Consider the following 21,698-nt stretch of genomic DNA (forward strand, 5'->3'; position numbering starts at 1 on the left):
TCCATCCTCGCAGGATGGCGGTTACAGCCGATAGAAGGGTTCGGCGTAGTGGAACTCGCCCGTCATCCCGGGCTCGTGCGCGGTGAGCGGTCGCACCTGGAAATGCGACACCCAGGCCGGTTCGTCGGGCACGATGCCCAGCCGGGCGGCGGGCCGGAAGCCGAAGCGCGGGTAGTACTCCAGGCTGCCGAGCAGGCCGACCAGCGGTTCGTCCAGCGCGTCGGCCGCGCCGAGCGCGGCGTGCACGAGGGCCGATCCGATGCCCGCACCCTGGCGTTCCGGCAGCACGCCGAGCGGGCCCAGCGCCAGTACCGGGAAGCGGCCCACCCCGGCGCGGGTGAGGCAGACGTGCCCGACGACGCGGGCGGCCGACTCCGCCACCAGCGACAACGTCGGCATCCAGCCGGCGTCGCTGCGCAGCCGGTGGACCAGATCGACCTCTGCCGGATCGGCCTCCGCCGCAGCCGGATCGGCCTCCGCCGCAGCCGGATCGACCGCCGCTGGATCGATCGCCGCCGGATCGGCCTTTGCGGGATCGGTCTGGGCCGGCCGGCCGGCCGTGCCGCGGGGATACGCGCGGGCGAACGCGGCCCGGTGCACGGCATCGATGGAGAGGATGTCGCCGGCCCGTTCGCGCCGGATCAGCACGATGACCTCTCCTTCCGCCCGGGAGTGCTTCGCGGTGTGCAGCTGTCGGCTTGTTGCTTCGAGTGTGCGCGCCGGGACCGGCGGCCCGCAACGTCGCGGCCGTCGTGTGCCAGACTGCACACTCGTGGCTGACATCCCCCTCGAACTCACCCGGCGGGCGGTGGCGGCGCTGATCGACCACACCCTGCTCGCCCCCGAGGCCACCCCGGCCGACGTGGCCGCGACCGTGGACGAGGCCCGGGCGCTCGGCGTCTTCGCGGTGTGCCTGTCGCCGTCGATGCTGCCCGTGCGGGCGCCCGGCCTGGCTGTGGCGACCGTCGCCGGATTCCCGTCGGGTAAGCACCACGCGCTGGTCAAGGGCGCCGAGGCGCGACTCGCGATCGAGCAGGGCGCCGACGAGGTCGACATGGTCATCGATGTGGGCGCCGCGGTGGCCGGCGACTACGACGCGGTGCTGGCCGAGATCATCACGGTGCGGGAGGCGATCGGCGACCGGGCGCTGCTCAAGGTGATCATCGAATCGGCGGCGCTGCCCGATGCGGCGATCGTCGCGGTGTGTCACACCGCGCGGCGCGCGGGGGCCGATTTCGTGAAGACATCCACCGGATTTCATCCCGCGGGTGGCGCGTCCGTGCACGCGGTGCGGCTGATGGCCGAGACGGTCAATGGGAAGCTCGGGGTCAAGGCCAGCGGCGGGATCCGGACCGCGGCCGCCGCGGCGGAGCTGATCGCCGCGGGTGCCACCCGGCTCGGCTTGTCCCGCTCGCGCGAGGTGCTGGCCGGGTTCCCGGAGTAGGTCGCGGCGGGCGCCTCCGGGCTCGGCCGTGTCGAACATTTTTCCCGGCTCGGCTGTACCCGGCACCTTCCCGGCTCGGCTGTACCCGGCACCTTCTCGGCTCGGCTGTACCCGGCACCTTCTCGGCTCGGCTGTACCCGGCACCTTCTCGGCTCGGCTGTACCCGGCACCTTCTCGGCTCGGCTGTACCCGACGCCTTCCCGGCTCGGCGGCGGCCGACACCTTCCCGGCCCGGCGTCAGAACACGGAGTGCCCGAGCCCGCATTCGCGGTACGGCTCGGTGCTCAGCAGCGGGTATCGGCGTTCTGATCGACCTGCAACTGCGACGCGCCGCCGCTCAGCTGCACAGCCAGGCCGTCGTCGGTGACGTGCACGGCCGTCGGATGCATGTCCAGCGGATAGTTCTGCAGGCTCTGGGTCATCACGTCGACGATGCCGGAGACCAGATCGGTGGGCAGGCCGATGCCGAGCAGCGAGGCCGACGCGGTGTTGACCTGGATCTGATTGCCGACGATCTGCGGCTTCAGCTGCAGATCGGCCAGGCCGCCGAGCACCTTCACCGTCAGCGTGCCGGTCGACGCGTCGGATTTCACGTCGGAGACCATGCCCTTCAGGGTCTGCTGGATGCCCTCGTCGGTCCAGGTGACGTCGGCGCTGCTGCTGCCGACGTCCGCACCCCGGTCGAGCAGGTGGACGTCGTTGATCTTCGCGTGCACCTTCATGCCGACCGCCGGGCCGAACTTGGCGTCGTCGCTGTTCATCGTCACGGAGCCGACCCGATGATCTATCGCCGTGAGCAGCAGCGGTTTCGCACCGAAATGCACCGTCACCTTGGAGCCGAGGTCGTGTTCCGCCTGGGCGGCGATGCAATCGGCGTAGTGCTTGCGGTAATAGGTCTCCGCGCCGACCAGCGCGGCGACCGCCACGAGCACGACGACCACCCCCGCGATCAGGAGATTGCGGCGCAGGTGGGAGCCACCTGGACGCCCACCCATGGCGACCGTGGGAGCAGCGCCGTCGTCGGAGTACGAACTCATGTCCGCGATTCTTCCCGAGCAATCATGAGTCACCCCTGTGGCGCGGCTGAGAGCACGGCCAAATTCTCGGTCCGGGCCGATTACGGCCTGCGGCCATACCACGCCGAGTAATCTGAATCACATGTCCGGCGATTCTGCTATGAACGACTATCGCGACCCGGACTCCGACTGGTGGGCGTTGCGGCAGCTGGCCCGCCGGCATGCCGGATATTTCACCACCCGCCTGGTCTGGCGCACCCGGTGCGAGGCCCGGATCCGCACCGGACTCGACGACGGCTCGGTGATCCGGGTCGGGGTGGGCCTGCTGCGGATGACGGAGTGGCCACCGGGCCCGCTGGACGAGTACGCGATGTGGTCGGCGTGGTTCGACGGCGCGGCCGCGGTCTCCCATCACAGTGCCGCCGAACTGCACGGCCTGGGCCGGTTGCGACCGCGATTCGTGCACATGTCGGCCGGCGACGGGCGGTTGCCCAGCGCGCCGGGGCTGGTGGTGCTGCGCCGCGCGCTGGAGGGCCGGGACGTGGAATCCGCGGGCACCTTCCTGGTCACCACTCCGGTGCGGACCGTGCTCGACCTCGCCGAGGCGGGTATCGGGCAGGACGCGCTGACCGAGGTGGTCGCCGACGCCCTCGCGATCCGCCGTTGCGCCGGCGCCGAGATCCGGCACGCGGCCGCGATCCTGCCGCCGCAGACGGCCGCGCGATTACGCCGGGCCCTGGCGCGGGCCTGACGACGGGTTCGGCGCCACCGCCGACCAGGGCACCGAGAGCACACAGTCGCGTAGTCGACGGCGATAGTTCCGTACCGGAAAGCCGTTCTCGCGCAACAGATCCGCGGCCGCCCGCCAGCGTTCCCGCGGCCCGTACGGGGCCAGCGGCGCGGCGCGGGCCCAGGCCCGGTCGGCGGCGGTGAGCAGCGCGTGCACCGGTTCGCCGGGAATGTTGCGGTGGATCAACGCCTTCGGCAGCCGCTCGGCCACATCGGAGGGGCGGTCCACCGTGAACGGGTCCCAGGCCAGCGTCAGCGACCGCGGACCCGATCGATCCAGCAGCACCCAGGCGCAGCGGCGGCCCAGTTCGTCGCAGGTGCCGTCGACCAGCAGCCCGTCCGGGGCGAGGTTGCCGAGGACGGTGGCCCAGGCCCCGGCGACCGCCTCCTCCGGATACTGCCGCAGCACGTTGAACGCGCGCACCAGCATCGGGCGCAGCCCGGCCAGTTCGAATCCGCCGCGCGCGAACCGGACCCCGTCCCGGCCGGGCACCACCCGATCGGGGTCGATCTCCAGGCCGACCACCCGGACGTCGGGCCGCACCCGCCGCAACCGGGCCGCCAGTTCCAGCGTGGTCACCGGGCTGGCGCCGTAACCGAGGTCGACGACCAGCGGATCCGGCGCGCGTCGCAGCCGATCGGTCACCAGTTCGTCGTGGATCAGCCGGCGGTCGCTGCGGCGCAGCCGGTTCACCCCGGTGGTGCCGCGGGTGATGCTGCCGACCGGCTTGCGGCCGACGGCCCGGGCCGGGTCGGCGTCGTTCAGGAAAGGGGGTTGTGCTCGTCCAGCCACTGCTTGGTGAACTCCGCTTCGGCTCGCAGCAGATCCACGAGACTGACCAGCATCAGCTGCTCCAGTCTGGCGCCCAGGAACGGGATCTGCACGGTGGCGATATTGGTGATCCGCAGCGTGCACCCGGTGTCGGTGGCGAACAGGTGCATGCTGCCGCCCAGGCCGCCCGGCGGACCGGCCGGGATCTCCGCGACGTACTCACCGAACACCTCGGGCCCGAACGGGCCGTAGACCTCGCGCCGGGTGATCACCATGTCCCGCCGCAGGATCGACTGGGCCAGATCCGGCAGCATGACCCGCGGCAGCACCTGTTCCAGCACGACCGTCACCCCGCTGTCGCCCGCGTCGAGGGAGACCACCTCGTTGGGGGAGTACTTGCGCATCTCCTCCATCCGCGCATCCCAGTAGGCGCGGTCCGACAGCAGCGCGTACACCTCTTTCGTGGTGCGCAGCGGGAAGCGGGCTGAGTAGTTCAGTCGGCGGGTCATGGGCGTTGAGGGTACTTGGTGTGACTCACGACTCTTCCGCCGCGGCCGTATTATGACCGCGTCGGCAATCCGGTTCCGGAGTGCCGGGTACGAGCGATCAGTGCTGGGAGATCCAGGTATCGGTGAAGGTGGCCTCGGAAGCCAGTAGCTCCAGCAGCTTCTCGGCAACCACGGCCTCGATCTTCTTGCCGAACAACGGGACCGCGACATGCACCGAACCCTCGACGGTGGCGGTGGTGCCCGATCCGTTCTCGGTCAGGGTGACCGTGCCCTTCACCTCCGCGGGCGCGCCGTCCACGTGCGCCTCGAAGGTGCCGGTGTTCGAACCGGCGGTGTAGACCTCGGTGCGCGGGATGATCATGTCGCCGGGCCGCACCGACGTGATCGAGCCCGGCAGCTCCGACGCCGCGATGGTCTGCACCATCCGGACCGTCAGGACCTCACCGGTCAGTTCGAACGACTCGAGCCGGGCGCCGGGCCCGCCGACCTCGGCGAGCCGGTCCTTCCAGTACTGCTCCGAGGCGATTGCCGCACGGACCACGTCGGCCGAATGCGAGTAGGTAGCGGTGTACGCCAGGGGTGTCGCCATGAGGCAACACGCTACCGTCTGTATTCGTGCGTACACATCAGGTGGTGTCGTTCCAGGACGTCAGCGCGTTGCTGTCGGCAACCGGTGCGCGGCTGCGCGATTCGGTGCCGCTGGCGGAGTTGACCACGCTCCGGGTGGGTGGTCCGGCGACGGTCGCCGAGTGCGCCACGACCGAGTCTCTGGTGGCGGCCGTCGGCGCCCTCGACGCGGCCGGAATCCCGGTGCTGCTGGTGGCCGGCGGCTCCAATCTGCTGATCGGCGACGGCGGATTCGGCGGGGTGGTGGTGCGCATCGCCACCACCGAGGTGCGGATCGGCGACGATCACGTGCTGGCCGAGGCCGGGGCCGACTGGGACGCCGTGGTGGCCGCGACCGTCGCGGCCGGGCTCGGCGGCCTGGAATGCCTGTCCGGGATTCCGGGTTCCACGGGCGCGACGCCGGTGCAGAACGTCGGCGCCTACGGTGTCGAGGTCGAGCAGACCATCCGGCGGGTGCGGCTGCTGGACCGCGCCACCGGCGACATCCGCTGGGCCGAGCCCGCCGAACTCGGCTTCGGCTATCGCACCTCCGTGCTCAAGCACAGCTCGGCCGCGGTGGTGCTCGCGGTGGAATTCGCGCTGCGGGCCGACGGCGCCAGCGCGCCGCTGCGGTACGGCGAACTGGCTCGCGCGCTCGACGCCGCCGAAGGGGAGACCCGGCCGGCCGCCGATGTGCGGGCGGCGGTGCTGCGGCTGCGGGCGGGAAAGGGCATGGTCCTGGATCCGGCCGACCACGACACCTGGAGCGCGGGCTCGTTCTTCACCAACCCGGTGGTGCCACGATCTGCCGAGCAGCGGATTCTGGACGCGATTGCCGCATATGTGGGGGATGTCACAGTCCCGTCCTACCCCGCGCCGGACGGTGTGAAGTTCTCCGCGGGCTGGTTGATCGAGCGCGCGGGCTTCGCGAAAGGCTTCCCCGGCCCCGACGCGCCCGCCCGGTTGTCCACCAAACACACGCTGGCGCTGACCAATCGGGGCGCCGCCACCGCCGCCGATCTGGTCGAACTCGCCCGGACCGTCCGCGACGGAGTGGAGCGGCGCTTCGGCGTCCGGCTGGTGCCCGAACCGGTGACCGTCGGCGTTACAGTCTGAGAGCGTGGTATTTGCCACGGTGTCGGCCGCCGGGGCCGGGATTTTTTCGCGGTAGATTCGAGAAAATGAACGCCCGAGCAGCTGTGAGTCGTCGTGCCCTGTTGATGGGGGCAGCCGGCGTCGCTACGGCCGCGGTGGCTGCGGCCTGCTCGAACGGTAAGTCGACCCCCGGCACCGCCGCGCCCGCCACCACCGCCGGACCGACGGTCAAGGTCAAACTGGAGCCCGGTGACGGCAGCGCCAACATCAGCCCGGTCGCGCCGGTCACCGCCACCGTGTCCGAGGGGCACATCGACAAGATCGCGCTGACCAATGCCGCCGGTAAAGAGGTCACCGGCGAGCTGTCCGCGGATCGCACCAGCTACAAGATCACCGAGCCGCTCGGCTACAACGCCTCCTATTCGTGGAACGGCAGCGCGGTCGGCACCGACGGGAAGTCGGTCTCGATCTCCGGCAAATTCACCACGCTGGCGCCGAAGCAGTCCGTACCCGCGACCATCAACATCGGTGACGGCCAGGAGGTCGGCATCGCGGCGCCGCTGATCCTCCAGTTCAAGAGCCACGTCGTGAACAAGGCGGCGGTGGAGAAGGCCCTCACCGTCACCACCTCGCCGGAGACCGAGGGCGGCTGGGCCTGGCTGCCCGACGAGAACGGCGGCTCCCGCGCGCACTGGCGGCCGCACAACTACTGGCAGCCCGGCACCGCGGTGACCTTCGGGGCGAAGCTGTACGGACTCGACCTCGGCGACGGCGCCTACGGCTACGGCGACCTCACCTCGCAGTTCAAGATCGGCCGCAGTCAGATCGTGAAGGGCATCGCCTCCAGCCACCGCGTGCAGGTCGTCCGGGACGGCGCGATCGTCTTCGATTTCGCGTGCAGCTACGGCGAGGGCAACGAGTCGCGCAACGTGACGCGCTCCGGCATCCACGTGGTGACGGAGAAGTACGAGGACTTCATGATGTCGAATCCGCCGTTCTACACCAATGTTCGCGAACGCTGGGCCGTACGCATCTCCAACAACGGCGAGTTCATCCACGCCAATCCGGAATCGGCGTCCGCGCAAGGTAATTCGAACGTCACCAACGGCTGCATCAACCTCAGCACCGAGGATGCGCAGAAGTTCTTCCCGACCGCGCTGTACGGCGACCCGGTCGAGGTGACCGGCACGTCGATCGCGCTGTCGGCCGCCGACGGCGACATCTACGACTGGACCATCGACTGGGACACCTGGAAGTCGTTGTCCGCCTTGCACGGTGAGCCGAGCGGGGCGGTGTCGGCGACCCCGCTGCCGCCGCAGGCCGTGGGCGGGCGCTAGATCCCGTTCCCCGGCTCGGATGCCGTTACGCCGTCGGCTCAGGGCGATCGGTGGCGATCCGGGTTCAGCGAGGCGGGCCCGCCTCGATGCGGCGGACGGCCGTGTCGTATTCACCCGGGCCGGGGCGGAAGCCCTCGATCCACCAGGTGGCGCCGGCGGCCGCGATGGCGCCGACGGTGTCGCGGGCCGCGTCCGGCTCGGCATCGGGGGTGCGGCCGGTGATCACCACGTCGAACGGGGCGTCGCTGTCCCGTAGTTCGCCGACCGCCGCGACCAGGTCGGTGACCGCGGCGGGGGTGGGCCGCCACGAGCCGTCGGCGGGGTCGACCATCGTGGGGGCGACACCGTCCCAGCGAATCGCGCGGCGCAACGGCCGGCGGTTCGGCCAGTCGCAGCCGATCCAGATCGGTGGGCGGGGGTGTTGCACCGGGGTCGGGCGGAAGGCGACGTCGGTGGCGGTCAGGTGTTCGCCGTGGAAGTCCACTCGCTCGCCGGACCAGAGTCCGGTGAGGACCGCCAGGCCCTCGTCCAGCCGGTCGGCGACCTCGCGTGGCCGGGTCGATTCACCCCAGGTGCCGAATTCGGCGGGCAGGGTGAATCCCAGGCCCGCGCCGAACACCAAGCGGCCCTCGGACATTCGGTCCAGGGTCGTCGTGCTGCGGGCCAGCGGGCCCGGCCGGTAGCGGGCGACGGGAGTGACCATGGGGCCGAACCGAATTCGCGTGGTGGACGCGGCGACCAGGGTCAGCAGCACCCAGGGGTCGGCCGTCTCGATCGGGCCGTAGGCGAAAACCACGTGGTCCCAGACGAAGAACCCGTCCCAGCCGGTGTCCTCCGCACGGCGGGCCAGATCGGCGACCCGCCGCGGATCGGTGAACTCGCCCAGGTTCGGCACGGACAATCCGAATCGCACGATTCGGATGCTACCGAGGTGAGGACGGAAAGAACACGCTCCGAACGGTTTTCGCCGGTCAGCCGCGGCGCGCGAACCGTCCGGCGCTCGCCTGGTCGCGCGGCTTGACGATGATCTGGTCGAGGTTCACCCGCGCCGGGCGGTCGGCCACGAAGCCGATGATCTCGGCGATGTCCTGCGCCACCAGCGGATCGATGCCCTGGTAGACCTTGGCGGCCCTCTCGGCGTCACCCTCGAACCGGACCAGCGAGAATTCGGTTTCGACCGCGCCCGGGGCGATTTCGGTCAACCGCACCGGTTGCCCCAACAGCTCGTCGCGCAGCGTGCGGTGCAGCACGCCCTGCGCGTGCTTGGCGGAGGTGTAGCCGCCGCCGTTCTCGTAGGTGGTCAGCGCGGCGATCGAGGTGACGGTGACGATCAGGCCGTCGCCGGATGAGATCAGCTTCGGCAGCAGCGCCTTGGTGATCCGCAGCGTGCCGAGCACGTTGGTCTCCCACATCCAGCGCCAGTCGTCCAGGTCGGCCTCGGCGATCGGGGCCAGTCCGTGCGCGCCACCCGCGTTGTTGACCAGCACATCCACCCCGTCGACGGCCTCGGTGAAGGCGCGCACCGACTCGTCGTCGGTCACGTCCAGCGGCAGCGCCGTCGCGCCGATCTCGTCGGCGAGCCGCCGCAACCGGTCCTGCCGCCGGGCCCCGACGACGACGTGATAGCCCTGCGCGGCGAGCTGTCGTGCGGTGGCTTCCCCGATTCCGGAACTGGCGCCGGTGACGACGGCGGTGCGAGAGGTCATGCGCAGAGCTTAGGACCTGCGCGTCGCGGTCGGTCCGATCGGCGGCGGTGATCACCGCCACGACCGGCCGCTAGCCTGACCGCATGTCGATTCGGGAAGTCGTGAGCGAGGACGGGACCGCGATCGTGTACCGGGTGACCGGTCCCGCGGACGGGCGGCCGCTGGTCCTGTTGCACGGGTGGTCGGGCAACCTGTCGTGCTGGGGCCGGGCCGCCGGCCTGCTGGCGGCCCGGTTCCGGGTGATCGCGGTCGACCTGCGCGGCCACGGCTACTCCGGCGCTCCCGAGACCGGGTACGACGATCCGCGCAACTGGGCCGCCGACGTCGCGGCCGTGCTGGCCGGCGAGCGGATCGAGACCGGCGCGGTGCTGCTCGGCTGGTCCTACGGCGGCATCGTGCTCACCGACTATCTGGCGCGCTACGGCACCGGTTCGGTGGCGGGCGTCGTGTACTCCGGTTCGCAGGCCGGGATCGGGCGTGGGGTGCCGGGATCGGAGCCCGGGCCGGCGATGCGCAAGGCGATCCCGGATGTGTTCGAGGAGAGCGCCGGTAAGGCCATGCGCGGCTTCGCGGCGTTCGGCAACGCCAACACCGGCCCCGGCCGCGACAAGGGGCCCGACGCGCAGCGCCTGTTCGGCGGGAGCCTCTCGACGCCGCCCCACGTCCGCAAGGCCCTGATGTATCGCACCGTCGACAACACCGGCACGCTGCGGACTCTCGACATCCCGGTCCTGGTGTTGCACGGCCTCGAGGACCCGGTGGTGCCCGTGGAGAACGGCCGCTACACCGCCGAGGCCGTGCCGGACTCGCGGACCTCGTTCTGGGCGGGCGCTCAGCACGGGCTGTTCATCGAGGATCCGGATCGCTTCGCCACCGAGGTCACCGAATTCGTCGACGGGCTGCCCGGTCGCTGAATGCCCGGGCGCCGCCGATTTCCTCCGTTGTGGAGGATGGGTGCGGCAGCCTCGGGTGGCGATGCTGCGGCTGGCCGGGATGTGCCGCCGGCCGGGCGGGAGGTGGCGTCGTGCGGGAACCGTTGCGGATCGCGGTGGCACAACCGGAGTGCGTCGCGCACGACGTGGCGGCGAATGTGCGGGCCCATGTGGCGGCCGTGCGGGCGGCACGGGCGCGGGTCGTCGTGTTTCCGGAATTGTCGCTGACCGGGTACGAACTCGACGCCGACGTGGTGCGGCCGGACGATCCGCGGCTGCTTCCGCTCGTCGCCGCCTGCGCCGATGTCGGGACGGTCGCTCTGGCCGGTGCGCCGGTGCCGGGGCCCGCGATCGGAGTGCTGGTGGTGGACGGAACCGGGGTGCGGGTCGGCTACCGCAAGGTGTACCTCGCCGATACCGAGGCCCGGCGGTTCCGGCCGGGCGTGCCTGCCGTGCTGGAGGTGGACGGGTGGCGGCTCGGCCTGGCGGTCTGCCGTGACACCAGGATCGCCGCGCACGCGGCCCGCACCGCCGCGCTGGGGATGGACGGGTATGTCGCCGGTGTGGTGCACGCCGATCACGAGGCCGGCCTGCACGTGGAGCGGGCCGCGCAGGTGGCCGCCGCGCACGGTGTCTGGGTGGCCGTCGCGGCGTTCGCGGGAGCGACCGGCGGCGGATTCGACCGGACCTGTGGCGGCTCCGGCCTCTGGTCGGCCGGTGGTGCGCCGCTGGCCGTGGCGGGGCCGGAGCCGAATGACCTGGCGTGCTTCACCTTTACCGATCCGCCGACCGGAAGCGATTCCGGTGCAGTCACTTCCGCGTGAACCGGGCGAATCGACCGGTTGATCCGTTGGGCGGCAACCAGTTTCGTTGACGTCCGGTTTCGGGACGGTCCGGGTGGGTATCGCGGCCACATGTGTCGAACCGGAGGGTCGCGGGGACCGTTGTCAGGGGTGTGGGCAAGCGCACAGGAGCGGGGTCGGCGGACAGGTGCGGGCTTGTGACGGCGGTCACTCGATGGCGGAGCGCGCGATACGGGCGGGAATCGGCCGTGCACACTGGAGGGGTGAGTCAACGCCCGGACCTACGGCCCCATCGGATCGCCGTGTTGTCGGTGCACACCTCACCCCTCGCCCAGCCGGGTACCGGCGACGCGGGCGGTATGAACGTCTACGTGCTGCAAACCGCCCTTCAGCTGGCGCGGCGCGGCGTCGAAGTGGAGATCTTCACCCGGGCGACCTCCTCGAACGACGAACCGGTCGTGGAGGCAGCGCCGGGGGTGCTGGTCCGGCACGTGGTCGCCGGACCCTTCGAGGGGCTGGACAAACACGATCTGCCCACCCAGCTGTGCCCGTTCGCCGCGGAGGTGCTGCGGCAGGAGGCCCGGCATCTGCCGGGACACTACGACCTGGTCCACTCGCACTACTGGCTGTCCGGTCAGGTGGGCTGGCTGGCGCGGGACCGCTGGCGGGTGCCGCTGGTGCACACCGCGCACACCCTGGCGGCGGTCAAGAACGCCTATCTGGCCGAGGGCGACACGCCGGAGCCGGCCGCCCGGGAGATCGGTGAGAAGCAGGTCATCGCGGAGGCCGATCGGCTGGTGGTGAACACCGCCGACGAGGCCCGGCAGCTGGTGGACCTGTACGGCGCCGATCCGGATCGCATCGATGTCGTGCTGCCGGGCGCCGATCTGACCCGGTACCGGCCCGGTGATTCCGCGGCCGCGCGCGCCGAACTGGGTATCCGACGGGATGAGCAGGTGGTGGCGTTCATCGGGCGGATCCAGCCGCTGAAGGCGCCGGATGTGCTGGTCCGCGCCGCCGCCGAGGTGTTGCGCACCGAACCGGACCGTCGGTTGCGGGTGCTGATCGTCGGTGGTCCGTCCGGTAGCGGGCTCGAGCGGCCGGACGCGTTGATCGAGCTGGCCGCGACCCTCGGCATCGCGGATCGGGTGACCTTCCTGCCGCCGCAGCCGCCGCAGCGGCTGGTGCAGGTGTATCGGGCCGCCGATGTGGTGGCGGTGCCGAGCTACAACGAGTCGTTCGGCCTGGTGGCGATCGAGGCCCAGGCGAGCGGCACGCCGGTGCTGGCCGCGCGGGTCGGCGGGCTGGGGACCGCGGTACGGGACGAGGTGTCCGGGCTGCTGGTGCCGGGGCACGGCGCGCCCGAGTGGGCCGCCGCGCTGCGCCGGCTGCTGGACGATCCGGCGCGGTTGCGCCGGATGGGTACGGCGGCCGTGACGCACGCCGCGAACTTCTCCTGGGAGCACACCGCCGAGAGCCTGCTCGACAGCTATTCGCACGCCTTGCAGGACTTCCGCGGGATGCCGTCGCGGCTGGCGATCGGCGCCGCGGACGGTCAGGCCCGATCACGCGCGTTGTGGCGACGCCGGATCGGGGTGATGCGCTGATGTCCGCCGCGGAGACCGCGCAGCTGATCGAGGACACGCTGCGCGACCACGAGATCGAATACAGCCGGGACACCCCGGAGACATTCGTCGCGATCCTGCCCGGCGAGCGTAAGTACCGCACCCCGGTCATGCTGACCGTGAGCGAGCCGGGGGTGCGGTTCGAATCCTTCGTCTGCCGTAAACCGGAGGAGAACGCCGACGGCGTGCACTCGTTCATGCTGCGGCGCAATGCCCGGCTCTACGGGGTGGCGTACGCGCTGGACCAGATGGGCGACATCTATCTGGTGGGCCGCATCGCCACTTCCGCGGTGAGCGCGGACGAACTGGACCGCATCCTCGGCCAGATCCTCCAGGCCACCGACGACGACTTCAACACGCTGCTGGAACTCGGATTCGCGGGAGCCATTCGGCGGGAATGGGATTGGCGCGTCTCCCGGGGCGAGTCGCTGCGCAACCTGCGGGCGTTCGCGCACCTCGTGGACGACGAGGACGCGCAGGCGCGCGTGGCCGAATCGGAGTAGCGGACGATCGCCGAACTTCGGGCTGGATACGCTCGGGGTATGGAGTTGAGCGACGCGCTGCGGACGACGGGGGCGATCCGGGACTTCACCGGCGAGCCGGTGCCCGACGAGACCCTGTACCGGATTCTCGATACCGCCCGCTTCGCGCCCAGCGGTGGCAATCGGCAGGGCTGGCGGGCGATCGTGGTCCGGGATCCGCGGGTGCGGGCCGCGCTGCGCGACCTGTATCTCGTCGGCTGGTACGACTACCTGGCGCTCGGCCGTGCCGGGCTGGTGGCGTGGGCCCCGATCACCGACCGCGAGGCCGAGACCCGCGCGCTGGCCGAGGCGCGGCCGGTGGCGCGCGAGGGTTTCGCCGAGCAACTGCACGAGGTGCCCGCACTGCTGGTGGTGCTCGCCGATCAGCGCGCGCTCGCCGCGATGGACCGGGACTTCGACCGCTACACCTTCGCCGGCGGCGCCTCGGTCTACCCGTTCGTGTGGAGTGTGCTGCTCGCCGCCCGGGAGTTCGGGCTCGGTGGCGTGATCACCACCATGCTGATCCGCTCCGAGCCGCAGGTGAAGGCGCTGCTCGGCGTTCCGGACGAGTTCGCGGTGGCCGCGGTGGTCGCGCTCGGCCACCCGGTCCGGCAGCCCTCGCGCCTGCGGCGGGCGGCCGTCGAGGATTTCACCACGGTCGACCGGTTCGACGGCGAACAGTTCGCCGGCTGACCGGCGTCACGCGGCCGCGGGCGACTATTGGGCCCGCCGAATCGGGAGGGGTCCTCCCGTGCGGAATCCTGCCCGTGGATCAGCGAGAACGCCGGCCGGCGTGGCCGTGTCGCGGTATCCGGCGTGGCGACCGGTGGTCGATGTGGCAGTACCGGCCGGACCTCGGTGCTCGGCTCGGCGGGTCGGACCTGCGGGCGCAGAATGCGTAGCGAGCAGCGGGACCGGTCCGGCCGGGTCCGGCAGGTGTGAGGAGAGGGCGACGTGACTACGGTGCTGGCGCTGGACATCGGGGCGACGAAGTTCGCGGCCGGTGTGGTGCGAGGCGAGACGGTGGAACAGGTTCGGCAGGTGCCGGTTCCGGCCGAGCGGGTGTGGGAGGCCTGCCGGGAACTGCTGCGCGAGGTGGCCGGCGGGCGGGACGTGACCGCGGTCGGCATCGGGTCGGCCGGGCCGGTACGGGTGTCCGAGGGGGTCGTCGCGCCGCTGAACATTCCGGAGTGGCACAGCGGATTTCCGGTTGTCGCGGCGGTCGGCGAGCTGTTTCCGGGGGCGGTGGTCCGGCTGGCTGTGGACGGCGCGTGCCTGGCGTTGGCCGAACTGCACGTCGGCGGGTTGCGGGGGCTGCGCAACGGGATGGCGATGACGGTCTCGTCCGGGATCGGGGGCGGCATCGTGGTGGACGGCCGGGTCGCGGTGGGCAACACCGGTAATGCCGGGCACGTCGGCCACATCGTGGTGCCGGGCTTCGACGTTCCGTGTGCGTGTGGCGGTCGCGGATGCGTGGAGGCCGTCGCCAGTGGGATGTCCTCGGTGCGGTGGGCCCGCGCGCAGGGGTGGGCCGGGAGTACGGGTGTGGAACTCGCGCGGGCGGCCCATGCTGGTGAGGAGGTGGCGGTCGCGGCGCTGCGGCGGGCGGGAACGGCCCTGGGTACGGCGATCTCGTCGGCGGCGGCGCTGCTGGACATCGATCGGGTGGTGATCGGCGGCGGCTTCGCGCAATCCGGTGCGCCACTGTGGGATCCGATGCGGGTCGCGATCCGCGAGCATGCCGGGCTCGCATTCACGCGGGGATTGCGGGTGATCGCGTCCGAGATCTCCGGCGGCGCCACGTTGGTCGGTGCGGGGGTATTGGCGAGCGGCGCGGCCGACTGACCGGACCCGGTCACCGGTGGCGATAGCGACCGGGTGCGGCGGAGCAGCCGCCGGCGATCGGTGGCGCGTGCGAGAGCTGGATCGGCGCGGGCGGATCGGATCGGCGGCCGGAAATTGCTCGTGGGAGGATGGCGCCATGACCTACACCCTCGTGCTGCTGCGCCACGGCGAGAGCGAATGGAATGCCCTGAACCTGTTCACCGGCTGGGTGGACGTGCGCCTGACCGAGAAGGGCATCGCCGAGGGGAAGCGGGCCGGTGAGCTGCTGAAGGAGAAGGGCATCCGGCCCGACATCGTCTACACCTCGCTGCTGCGCCGCGCGATCAGCACCGCGAACTTCGCGCTCGACGCCGCCGACCGGCACTGGATCCCGGTGGTGCGTGACTGGCGGCTCAACGAGCGGCACTACGGCGCGTTGCAGGGCAAGAACAAGGCACAGGTCCGCGATCAGTACGGCGAGGATCAGTTCATGTTGTGGCGGCGCAGCTACGACACTCCGCCGCCGCCGATCGAATCCGGTTCGGAGTACAGCCAGGACGGTGACCCGCGGTACGCCGATATCGACGTGCCCGCCACCGAATGCCTGAAGGACGTTGTCGCGCGGATGGTTCCGTACTGGGCGGAGACCATCTCCCGGGATCTCGTCGCGGGAAAGACCGTTCTGGTGGCGGCGCACGGCAATTCGCTGCGCGCGCTGGTGAAGCATCTGGAGGACATCTCCGACGACGACATCGCCGGCCTGAACATCCCCACCGGCATTCCGCTGCGTTACGAACTCGACGAGAATCTGCGACCGGTCGGCCCGGGCGAGTATCTGGATCCGGAGGCCGCCGCCGCGGGCGCGGCCGCGGTGGCCAATCAGGGTGCCAAATAGCGTTTTTCGCGACGCGCCCCGGACGTCCGGGGCGCGTTCGCATTTCGGTCACAAGTACGAAACGCGCACTGGTCGGATCGGTGCGGGGCTGGTAACGTTGCCCCGTTCAGCGCTCGGTGACCGTTGAAATACTTTCTGCCAAGGGGGATTTCGCGTTCCGGCGGCCGTGCGCTGGGCGCGCGAGGGAATCCTTCCCGGAACGCGATCCGGGTGAGCAGAAAAGGGAATGACACATGGGTGCAGCAAACCGGGCCCGGGCGGTTCGTCGGGTACTGGTGCTGATGGCCGCGTCGGTGAGCACGGGGGCGGCGGTGCTGGCGGGGGCCGGGACGGCCGCCGCGGACGGACCGGCGGTGATCGGCGGCGGTTCGGGGGTCTTCGTCGAGCAGCTCGACGATCCGGATTCGATCGGGGCCTGCACGATCACCGCGGTCGGCTTCGACGCGAACAATCGGCTGGTGGGTCTGACGGCGGGACACTGCGGTGAGGTCGGCGCCCGGATCCTGGCCGAGGAGTCGGTGCGTTCGGGGGTGATCGGCACGATCGCCAACAAGAGCGCGGGCGGGGACTGGGGTGTGATCCAGTTCGATCCGGCCCGTGTGGCGCCCACCCGGCAGGTCGCGCAGTCGGTGATCAACGGGGTCGGCGCGCCGCCGCGGGTCGGCGACATCGCCTGCAAGAACGGCCGGACCACGGGTTACACCTGCGGGCTGGTGTGGGAGTCGAATCCGGTGTTCTTCCGTAGTCAGGTGTGCGCCAACCACGGTGACTCGGGTGCGCCGGTGCTGCTCGGTGATCGGCTGGTCGGGATGGTGATCGGCGCGGCCGATGTCGAGGCCGGCCCGGTCAGTGTCGAGCTGCCGATGTGTGAGGGCGCCGGTGACCTGGTGCACGAGCCGGAGGTGGCGACCACCATCAACGCGGTACTCGCCGATATCAACGCACACGGCGGGGTCGGCGCGGGTTTCCGTATCTTCTGATCCGGAGGGGCCGGACGGCGCGGTCGTGCCGTTCGGCCTTTTCTGTGGCCCCTGTCGCATCTCGGCCGGGGCGGGTATGACGGCGCGCCAACCTGTGTGTGCGCTGTGCCTGCGAGTTTGCCTCGACGCGGAACCTCGGTGTCGTGAGGTGATGAGAGAATTTCCCTCCGATTGCCCTAACGGCTGTTTGCAACCTACTGGTCGGTAGATACACTCTCGTTCGTCCCGTTCGGCGAGAGATGGATCACGTTCGATGAAGCATGCGTTGCGCGCCACAGTGGCGGCGACCGCCGCGGCGGTGGCGGTTCCGTTCCTCGCCACCGCGGTGACCCCGTCCGTCGCGACCGCGGCCCCGGTGACCGCGGGCCCGGACGGCGGCGCCGCCGGAATCGGCTGGGCCGCCGCCGAGGACGGGCCGCAGGAGTACCCGAACATCCATATCGACTGGGACGTCCCGATCACCATGAGCGACGGCGTGGTGCTGAAGGCGAATGTGTACCGGCCCGCCGACGCCGCGGGTCGGCCGATCGGCGATCCGACGCCCGTGATCGTGAACCTGACGCCCTACACGAAACTGCTGTCGGCCGTCGCGGACCAGTTGCAGTCGGTGCCGGGCCTGTCGGATTCGCTGCTGGAGTTCTTCCGGAGCATCGATCTGGACGGCAGCCCGATGTCCGGCCTGGGCGATCTGCTCAACGCCGTCGGCAACGGCGAGATGCGCAACTTCGCCGTCGACCGCAACCTGATCCGCGGCGGCTACACCCAGGTGGTGGTCGACGTCCGCGGCACCGGCTTCTCCCAGGGCGAATGGGACATGCTGCGGGACCGCGAACAGCAGGACTCGGTCGAGGTGATCGACTGGGCCGCCGGCCAGTCGTGGTCCGACGGCCGGATCGGGATGAACGGCATGTCCTATTCGGGCATCAACCAGTTGCAGGCCGCGCAACGGCAACCGGCCGCGCTGCGCGCCATCTTCCCCGTGGTGCCCGGCAGCGATCTGGTCGACGATGTGCTCGCGCCCGGCGGCGGCTTCGGCTTCAACTTCATCCCGCTGTGGCTGGGCCTGGTCGACGGCCTGAAGTGGGCGCCCGACCTGTCGGCGCTGGCGAACGGCACCTTCGACACCCGCTGGCTGGCCGACCGGGTCGCCGACCCGTTCACCTACCTGGACGTGCTGCTGAGCGCCTACAGCAGCACCCGCATCGAGGATCTGGATCCGCGGGTGCGCGACCTGCTCACCGACGTCACCTCGGATCGGCAAGCGTGGCTTGGTGATCCGAGTGCGGTGCGGGTGCCGACCTTCGTCGTCGGCGGCTGGCACGACCTGTTCACCTACTCGGAATCCAAGATCTACGACGCGATTCCGCTGCCGCCCGGGCGGAAACAGTTGCTGATGGGCAACACCTACCACGTCAGCTCCGGCAGCGAGGCCGGCAAACCCGGTCTGCCGCCGCGGCTGGATGTCCTGCAGCGCGCGTGGTTCGACAAGTGGCTCGAGGGAATCGACAACGGGATCGACGGGTACGGGCCGGTGACGCTGCGGCAGCAGGGCGGCGGCTGGGTGACCCAGGGCGGTTTCGGCGCCTCGGAGCCGGCGGACGAGCCCGGCCGGTATCGCCGGATGTACTTGTCCGCCAACGGAAGTGGCACCGCGGCGAGTGTGTACGACGGGTCGCTGAGCGGTGCGGCCGATCCGGCGGTGACCCAGCTGACCGTCGCGCCGGGCCTGACCATGTTGTGCTCCAACGACACCGCGCAGGCGACCATGGGCCTGCTGTCGGTGCTGGACGGCTGCGCACTGGATTCCCGGATCGCCGAGACGAACGCGCTCACCTTCACCAGCGATCCCGTCACCGGGCCGACCACCATCTCCGGCCCGATCGCGGCGCACCTCGAGACCGTGCAGGACGCCGCCGACGGCTACTGGGTGGTCACCGTGAACGACGTCGCCCCCGACGGCCGCTCGACCGTGCTGTCCTCCGGGCAGTTGCTGGCCTCGCTGCGGCAGGTCGACGAGGCGCACAGCTCCCGGTCGGACAACGGCGACTACACCGATCCGCGCGCCTTCACCTCGCTGGACAAGCGGGAGCCCACCGAGCCGGGCGAGCCGACCACGCTCGACATCGCGCTGCCCGCCACCAGCGCGGTCCTGCAGCCGGGCCATCGGTTGCGGGTGTCGGTGTTCGCGGGCAACTTCCCGAAGGGCCTGCCGATCACGCCGATGCTGCTGGACACCGGCCTGCGACCCGAACACGTGCGGCTGGATCCGGATGCGCCCAGCTACGTGAACATCTCGCTGCGCGGCGAGACCGGCTGGTGAGTTCTCCGGCGCCGTCCGCGACGGCGCCGACGATCGGTGTCCGGCCCGGCGGGGGTGCGCCGGACACCGGCGGTAGTGGACCGGGCCGTCCGCATCTCCGGGTGCCGGGCGGAATCCGGGGATCCGGGATGCACAACGGCGTGCGTCCCGGAATTCTCATGGTCCCGGGCAAACCCGTGGTGCGGTGCGTTGTTCGTTCTCCCAATTCCCTCGTGTTCTGTACCCCGTAAAAGCCGGTGGCCCTAGATTCGGGAAAATTGTTCCGGTGGGGAGGACGCGATTTCGATGCGGATGTCGTTTCGCCTGGCGCTGGTGGCCCTGACCGCCGCCGTGCTGACACCGTGGTCGGCGCTCGCCGCCGCGGGTCCGGATCCGTCCGGGCCCGACGGCGGCGCCGCCGGGCCGGAGTGGGCCGCGGCCGAGGACGGCCCGCAGCCTTATCCGGGGATCGCCGTCGACTGGGATGTGCCGATCCGGATGAGCGACGGCGTGGTGCTGAAGGCCAACGTCTATCACCCCGCGGACGCCGCCGGGCACGCGCTCGCCGAACCGACGCCGACCGTCCTGAACCTGACGCCCTACACCAAACTGATCTCCGCGTTCGCCGATGCGGCGCTGAGCATTCCGGGATTCTCGGACGCGCTGATCCGATTCACCCGCGATCTCGATCTGTCCGGGACGCCGCTGTCCGGGGTCACCGATCTGACCCGATCGCTCGGCGGCGGCCTGCCCCGTAACTTCAGCGTCGATCGGCAGCTGATCCGCGGCGGGTACACCCAGGTCGTGGTGGACGTGCGCGGAACCGGGTTCTCCCAAGGAGATTGGGACATCCTGCGCGGCCGCGAACAGCAGGACACGCTCGAGGTGATCGACTGGGCCTCGCATCAGCCCTGGTCCACCGGCGATATCGGGATGTCCGGGGTGTCCTATTCGGGACTGAACGAATTGCAGGCGGCGGCGAAGAATCCGCCCGCGCTGAAGGCGATCTTCCCGGTGGTGCCGAGCCGCAACCCCTTCCGCGATCTGGTGGCGCCCGGCGGCGCGGTCGGCACGGTCTTCATGCCCGCCTGGCTCGGACTCGTGAACGGCACCAAGCTGATTCCCGACGTAGGGTCGCTGCTCGCGGGCCGGTTCGACGGGCAGTGGCTGGCCGACCGGCTCGCCGACCCGTTCACCTTCGTCGACGCGCTGATCAACGCCTTCACCACACCGGAGATCGCGCAACTGGATCCGAAGGTGCAGGACCTACTGCGTTCCGGGAGCGCGACCCGGCAGGCGTGGGAGACCGATCCGTCCCGGATCACGGTGCCCACCTTCGTCTCCGGCGGCTGGCACGACCTGTTCGTGCTGTCCGAATCCGACGTCTACGACCGAATCCCGTTGCCGCCCGGGCGGAAACAGCTGCTGATGGGTGACGGTTACCACATCAGCAACGGCAACGAGTCCGGCCGGCCCGGCCTGCCGCCGCGGATGGACGTGCTGCAGCGGGCGTGGTTCGACAAGTGGCTGAAGGGAATCGACAACGGGATCGACCGCTTCGGCCCGATCACCGTGAAACAGGAGGGTGGCGGCTGGGTCACCCTGGACTCCTTCCCGGCGCCGGGCACCGAGTATCGCCGGATGTACCTGTCCGCGGCGGCCGGTGGGACCGGCGGCGGCAGCGTGCACGACGGATCGTTGCGGCCCGCACCCGATCCGGAGATCGGAATGCTCACCGTCGCACCGGGTCCGGCCGGCCTCTGCTCGCGCGACACGACCCAGCAGTCCGCCGGGTTCGCGGGCGTGCTGGTCGGCTGCGCCGAGGACGATCGCGTCCACGAGTTGAACGGCCTGACCTTCACCAGCGCCCCGGTCGCCGCGCCGACCACGATCTCCGGGCCGATCGCGGTACATCTGAACACCGTGCAGGACGCCGCCGACGGATTCTGGCTGGTCTCGGTCAACGACGTGGCCCCCGACGGGCAGTCGCGGGTGCTGACCACCGGACAGCTGACGGCCTCGCTGCGCCTCGTCGACGAATCCCGCAGCCGGCGCGCACCCGACGGTGACTACACCGCGCCGGTGCCCGACCTCTCGCTGGACACCCGGCAGCCGACCGTGCCCGGACAGCCCACCCCGATCGATATCGAGGTCGCGGCCGCGCACGCGGTGCTGCAACCCGGGCACCGGCTGCGGGTGGACGTGTACGCGAGCACCTTCCCGAAGGGGTTGTCGCCGCTGCCGGTGCTGCTCGACACCGGTCTGCTGGCGCAGCACCTGCTGCTGGATCCGGCCGCGCCGAGCTTCGTGCACCTGCCGGTGAACGGCGATCCGGGATGGTGAGCGCGGCCCGGAGTCGGAAATCACATCCGAGCCGGCTGAAGGCATCACCGGATACCGCCGGTCACAATAGGGTGTCGTTCACGTCGGCGTCGCCCGGTCGTGAGATCCCCGGTGCCGGAACGAAAAGTGCCGGTGGCACCATTGTCGATGCCGGAGGGTCGGGAAAACCCGGAACCGGTTTTCGGGGAGAATTTTTCGTAAA

21 protein-coding genes are annotated in these 21,698 nt (G+C 70.6%); 14 read left to right on the forward strand and 7 right to left on the reverse strand.

Annotation, left to right across the window (positions count from 1 at the left end):
• Positions 1 to 21 precede the first annotated feature (21 nt).
• Complete coding sequence (locus tag NRB56_RS28675; protein WP_319943678.1) at positions 22 to 648, reverse strand: GNAT family N-acetyltransferase; 627 nt, start codon at positions 646 to 648, stop codon at positions 22 to 24.
• Between the two features lie 160 nt (positions 649 to 808).
• Here NRB56_RS28675 and deoC point away from each other — a divergent pair, with 160 nt between their 5' ends.
• Entirely contained in the window at positions 809 to 1,444 is a 636-nt protein-coding gene (deoC, locus tag NRB56_RS28680) for a deoxyribose-phosphate aldolase (protein WP_406603545.1), read from the forward strand.
• Between the two features lie 284 nt (positions 1,445 to 1,728).
• Here deoC and NRB56_RS28685 read toward each other — a convergent pair whose 3' ends face one another.
• Positions 1,729 to 2,481: an LmeA family phospholipid-binding protein gene (locus tag NRB56_RS28685; RefSeq protein WP_227838424.1), complete on the reverse strand. Its 753-nt coding sequence runs from the start codon at positions 2,479 to 2,481 to the stop codon at positions 1,729 to 1,731.
• A gap of 121 nt (positions 2,482 to 2,602) precedes the next feature.
• Between NRB56_RS28685 and NRB56_RS28690 the strand changes: the two genes are divergently transcribed.
• Positions 2,603 to 3,211 carry a hypothetical protein gene (locus NRB56_RS28690; RefSeq protein ID WP_153347461.1) on the forward strand — a complete coding sequence of 203 codons (609 nt, stop codon included), beginning with the start codon at positions 2,603 to 2,605 and terminating at the stop codon, positions 3,209 to 3,211.
• On the opposite strand, the gene NRB56_RS28695 is transcribed toward NRB56_RS28690, so the two are convergent.
• The 3 genes from NRB56_RS28695 to NRB56_RS28705 form a co-directional block, all read right to left on the reverse strand.
• Positions 3,185 to 4,015: a class I SAM-dependent methyltransferase gene (locus NRB56_RS28695; protein WP_153347616.1), complete on the reverse strand. Its 831-nt coding sequence runs from the start codon at positions 4,013 to 4,015 to the stop codon at positions 3,185 to 3,187. The two genes, NRB56_RS28690 and NRB56_RS28695, sit on opposite strands and share 27 nt — an antisense overlap.
• Complete coding sequence (locus NRB56_RS28700) at positions 4,012 to 4,530, reverse strand: DUF2505 domain-containing protein (protein ID WP_153347462.1); 519 nt, start codon at positions 4,528 to 4,530, stop codon at positions 4,012 to 4,014. Before NRB56_RS28700 ends, NRB56_RS28695 begins: the two co-directional genes overlap by 4 nt.
• Before the next feature lie 97 nt (positions 4,531 to 4,627).
• Positions 4,628 to 5,119, reverse strand: coding sequence for a DUF2505 domain-containing protein (locus NRB56_RS28705; RefSeq protein WP_153347463.1), 492 nt, complete (start codon positions 5,117 to 5,119; stop codon positions 4,628 to 4,630).
• Positions 5,120 to 5,160: 41 nt separating this feature from the next.
• Between NRB56_RS28705 and NRB56_RS28710 the strand changes: the two genes are divergently transcribed.
• Positions 5,161 to 6,252, forward strand: coding sequence for a UDP-N-acetylmuramate dehydrogenase (locus NRB56_RS28710; protein WP_319943730.1), 1,092 nt, complete (start codon positions 5,161 to 5,163; stop codon positions 6,250 to 6,252).
• Between the two features lie 65 nt (positions 6,253 to 6,317).
• Positions 6,318 to 7,568, forward strand: a complete 1,251-nt coding sequence (locus tag NRB56_RS28715; RefSeq protein WP_153347464.1) for a L,D-transpeptidase — start codon at positions 6,318 to 6,320, stop codon at positions 7,566 to 7,568.
• A 64-nt stretch (positions 7,569 to 7,632) separates the two neighbouring features.
• Here NRB56_RS28715 and NRB56_RS28720 read toward each other — a convergent pair whose 3' ends face one another.
• Together NRB56_RS28720 and NRB56_RS28725 are read right to left on the reverse strand one after the other, a co-directional pair.
• Entirely contained in the window at positions 7,633 to 8,481 is an 849-nt protein-coding gene (locus tag NRB56_RS28720) for an LLM class flavin-dependent oxidoreductase (RefSeq protein WP_319943680.1), read from the reverse strand.
• A 58-nt stretch (positions 8,482 to 8,539) separates the two neighbouring features.
• The gene (locus NRB56_RS28725) at positions 8,540 to 9,274 is read right to left on the reverse strand and encodes an SDR family NAD(P)-dependent oxidoreductase (RefSeq protein ID WP_153347465.1); all 735 of its coding nucleotides are present in this window, start codon (positions 9,272 to 9,274) and stop codon (positions 8,540 to 8,542) included.
• 83 nt (positions 9,275 to 9,357) lie between these two features.
• Here NRB56_RS28725 and NRB56_RS28730 point away from each other — a divergent pair, with 83 nt between their 5' ends.
• From NRB56_RS28730 to NRB56_RS28775, 10 genes are all read left to right on the forward strand, one after another.
• Positions 9,358 to 10,188, forward strand: a complete 831-nt coding sequence (locus tag NRB56_RS28730; RefSeq protein WP_153347466.1) for an alpha/beta fold hydrolase — start codon at positions 9,358 to 9,360, stop codon at positions 10,186 to 10,188.
• Between the two features lie 110 nt (positions 10,189 to 10,298).
• Positions 10,299 to 11,030 (forward strand): nitrilase-related carbon-nitrogen hydrolase, encoded by a 732-nt coding sequence (locus NRB56_RS28735; RefSeq protein WP_319943681.1) that lies wholly within the window; start codon positions 10,299 to 10,301, stop codon positions 11,028 to 11,030.
• 242 nt (positions 11,031 to 11,272) lie between these two features.
• Positions 11,273 to 12,616: a D-inositol-3-phosphate glycosyltransferase gene (gene mshA / locus NRB56_RS28740; RefSeq protein ID WP_319943682.1), complete on the forward strand. Its 1,344-nt coding sequence runs from the start codon at positions 11,273 to 11,275 to the stop codon at positions 12,614 to 12,616.
• A complete protein-coding gene (locus NRB56_RS28745) occupies positions 12,616 to 13,137 on the forward strand; it encodes a type III secretion system chaperone family protein (RefSeq protein ID WP_153347467.1) in 522 nt (173 codons plus the stop codon). Before mshA ends, NRB56_RS28745 begins: the two co-directional genes overlap by 1 nt.
• A 39-nt stretch (positions 13,138 to 13,176) precedes the next feature.
• The gene (locus NRB56_RS28750; RefSeq protein WP_153347468.1) at positions 13,177 to 13,848 is read left to right on the forward strand and encodes a nitroreductase family protein; all 672 of its coding nucleotides are present in this window, start codon (positions 13,177 to 13,179) and stop codon (positions 13,846 to 13,848) included.
• Positions 13,849 to 14,109: 261 nt separating this feature from the next.
• Positions 14,110 to 15,000, forward strand: a complete 891-nt coding sequence (locus NRB56_RS28755) for an ROK family protein (protein ID WP_319943683.1) — start codon at positions 14,110 to 14,112, stop codon at positions 14,998 to 15,000.
• Positions 15,001 to 15,136: 136 nt separating this feature from the next.
• Complete coding sequence (locus NRB56_RS28760; protein WP_153347469.1) at positions 15,137 to 15,874, forward strand: phosphoglyceromutase; 738 nt, start codon at positions 15,137 to 15,139, stop codon at positions 15,872 to 15,874.
• A 233-nt stretch (positions 15,875 to 16,107) separates the two neighbouring features.
• On the forward strand, positions 16,108 to 16,854 hold the full coding sequence (locus tag NRB56_RS28765; protein ID WP_153347470.1) for a S1 family peptidase: 747 nt from the start codon (positions 16,108 to 16,110) through the stop codon (positions 16,852 to 16,854).
• Positions 16,855 to 17,107: 253 nt separating this feature from the next.
• Entirely contained in the window at positions 17,108 to 19,174 is a 2,067-nt protein-coding gene (locus NRB56_RS28770) for a CocE/NonD family hydrolase (protein ID WP_153347471.1), read from the forward strand.
• Between the two features lie 285 nt (positions 19,175 to 19,459).
• Entirely contained in the window at positions 19,460 to 21,496 is a 2,037-nt protein-coding gene (locus NRB56_RS28775) for a CocE/NonD family hydrolase (protein WP_153347472.1), read from the forward strand.
• The last annotated feature ends 202 nt before the right edge of the window (positions 21,497 to 21,698 follow it).

Origin of the sequence: Nocardia aurantia (assembly GCF_009604425.1) — a bacterium.
In the GTDB taxonomy this organism is placed as follows: domain Bacteria; phylum Actinomycetota; class Actinomycetes; order Mycobacteriales; family Mycobacteriaceae; genus Nocardia; species Nocardia aurantia.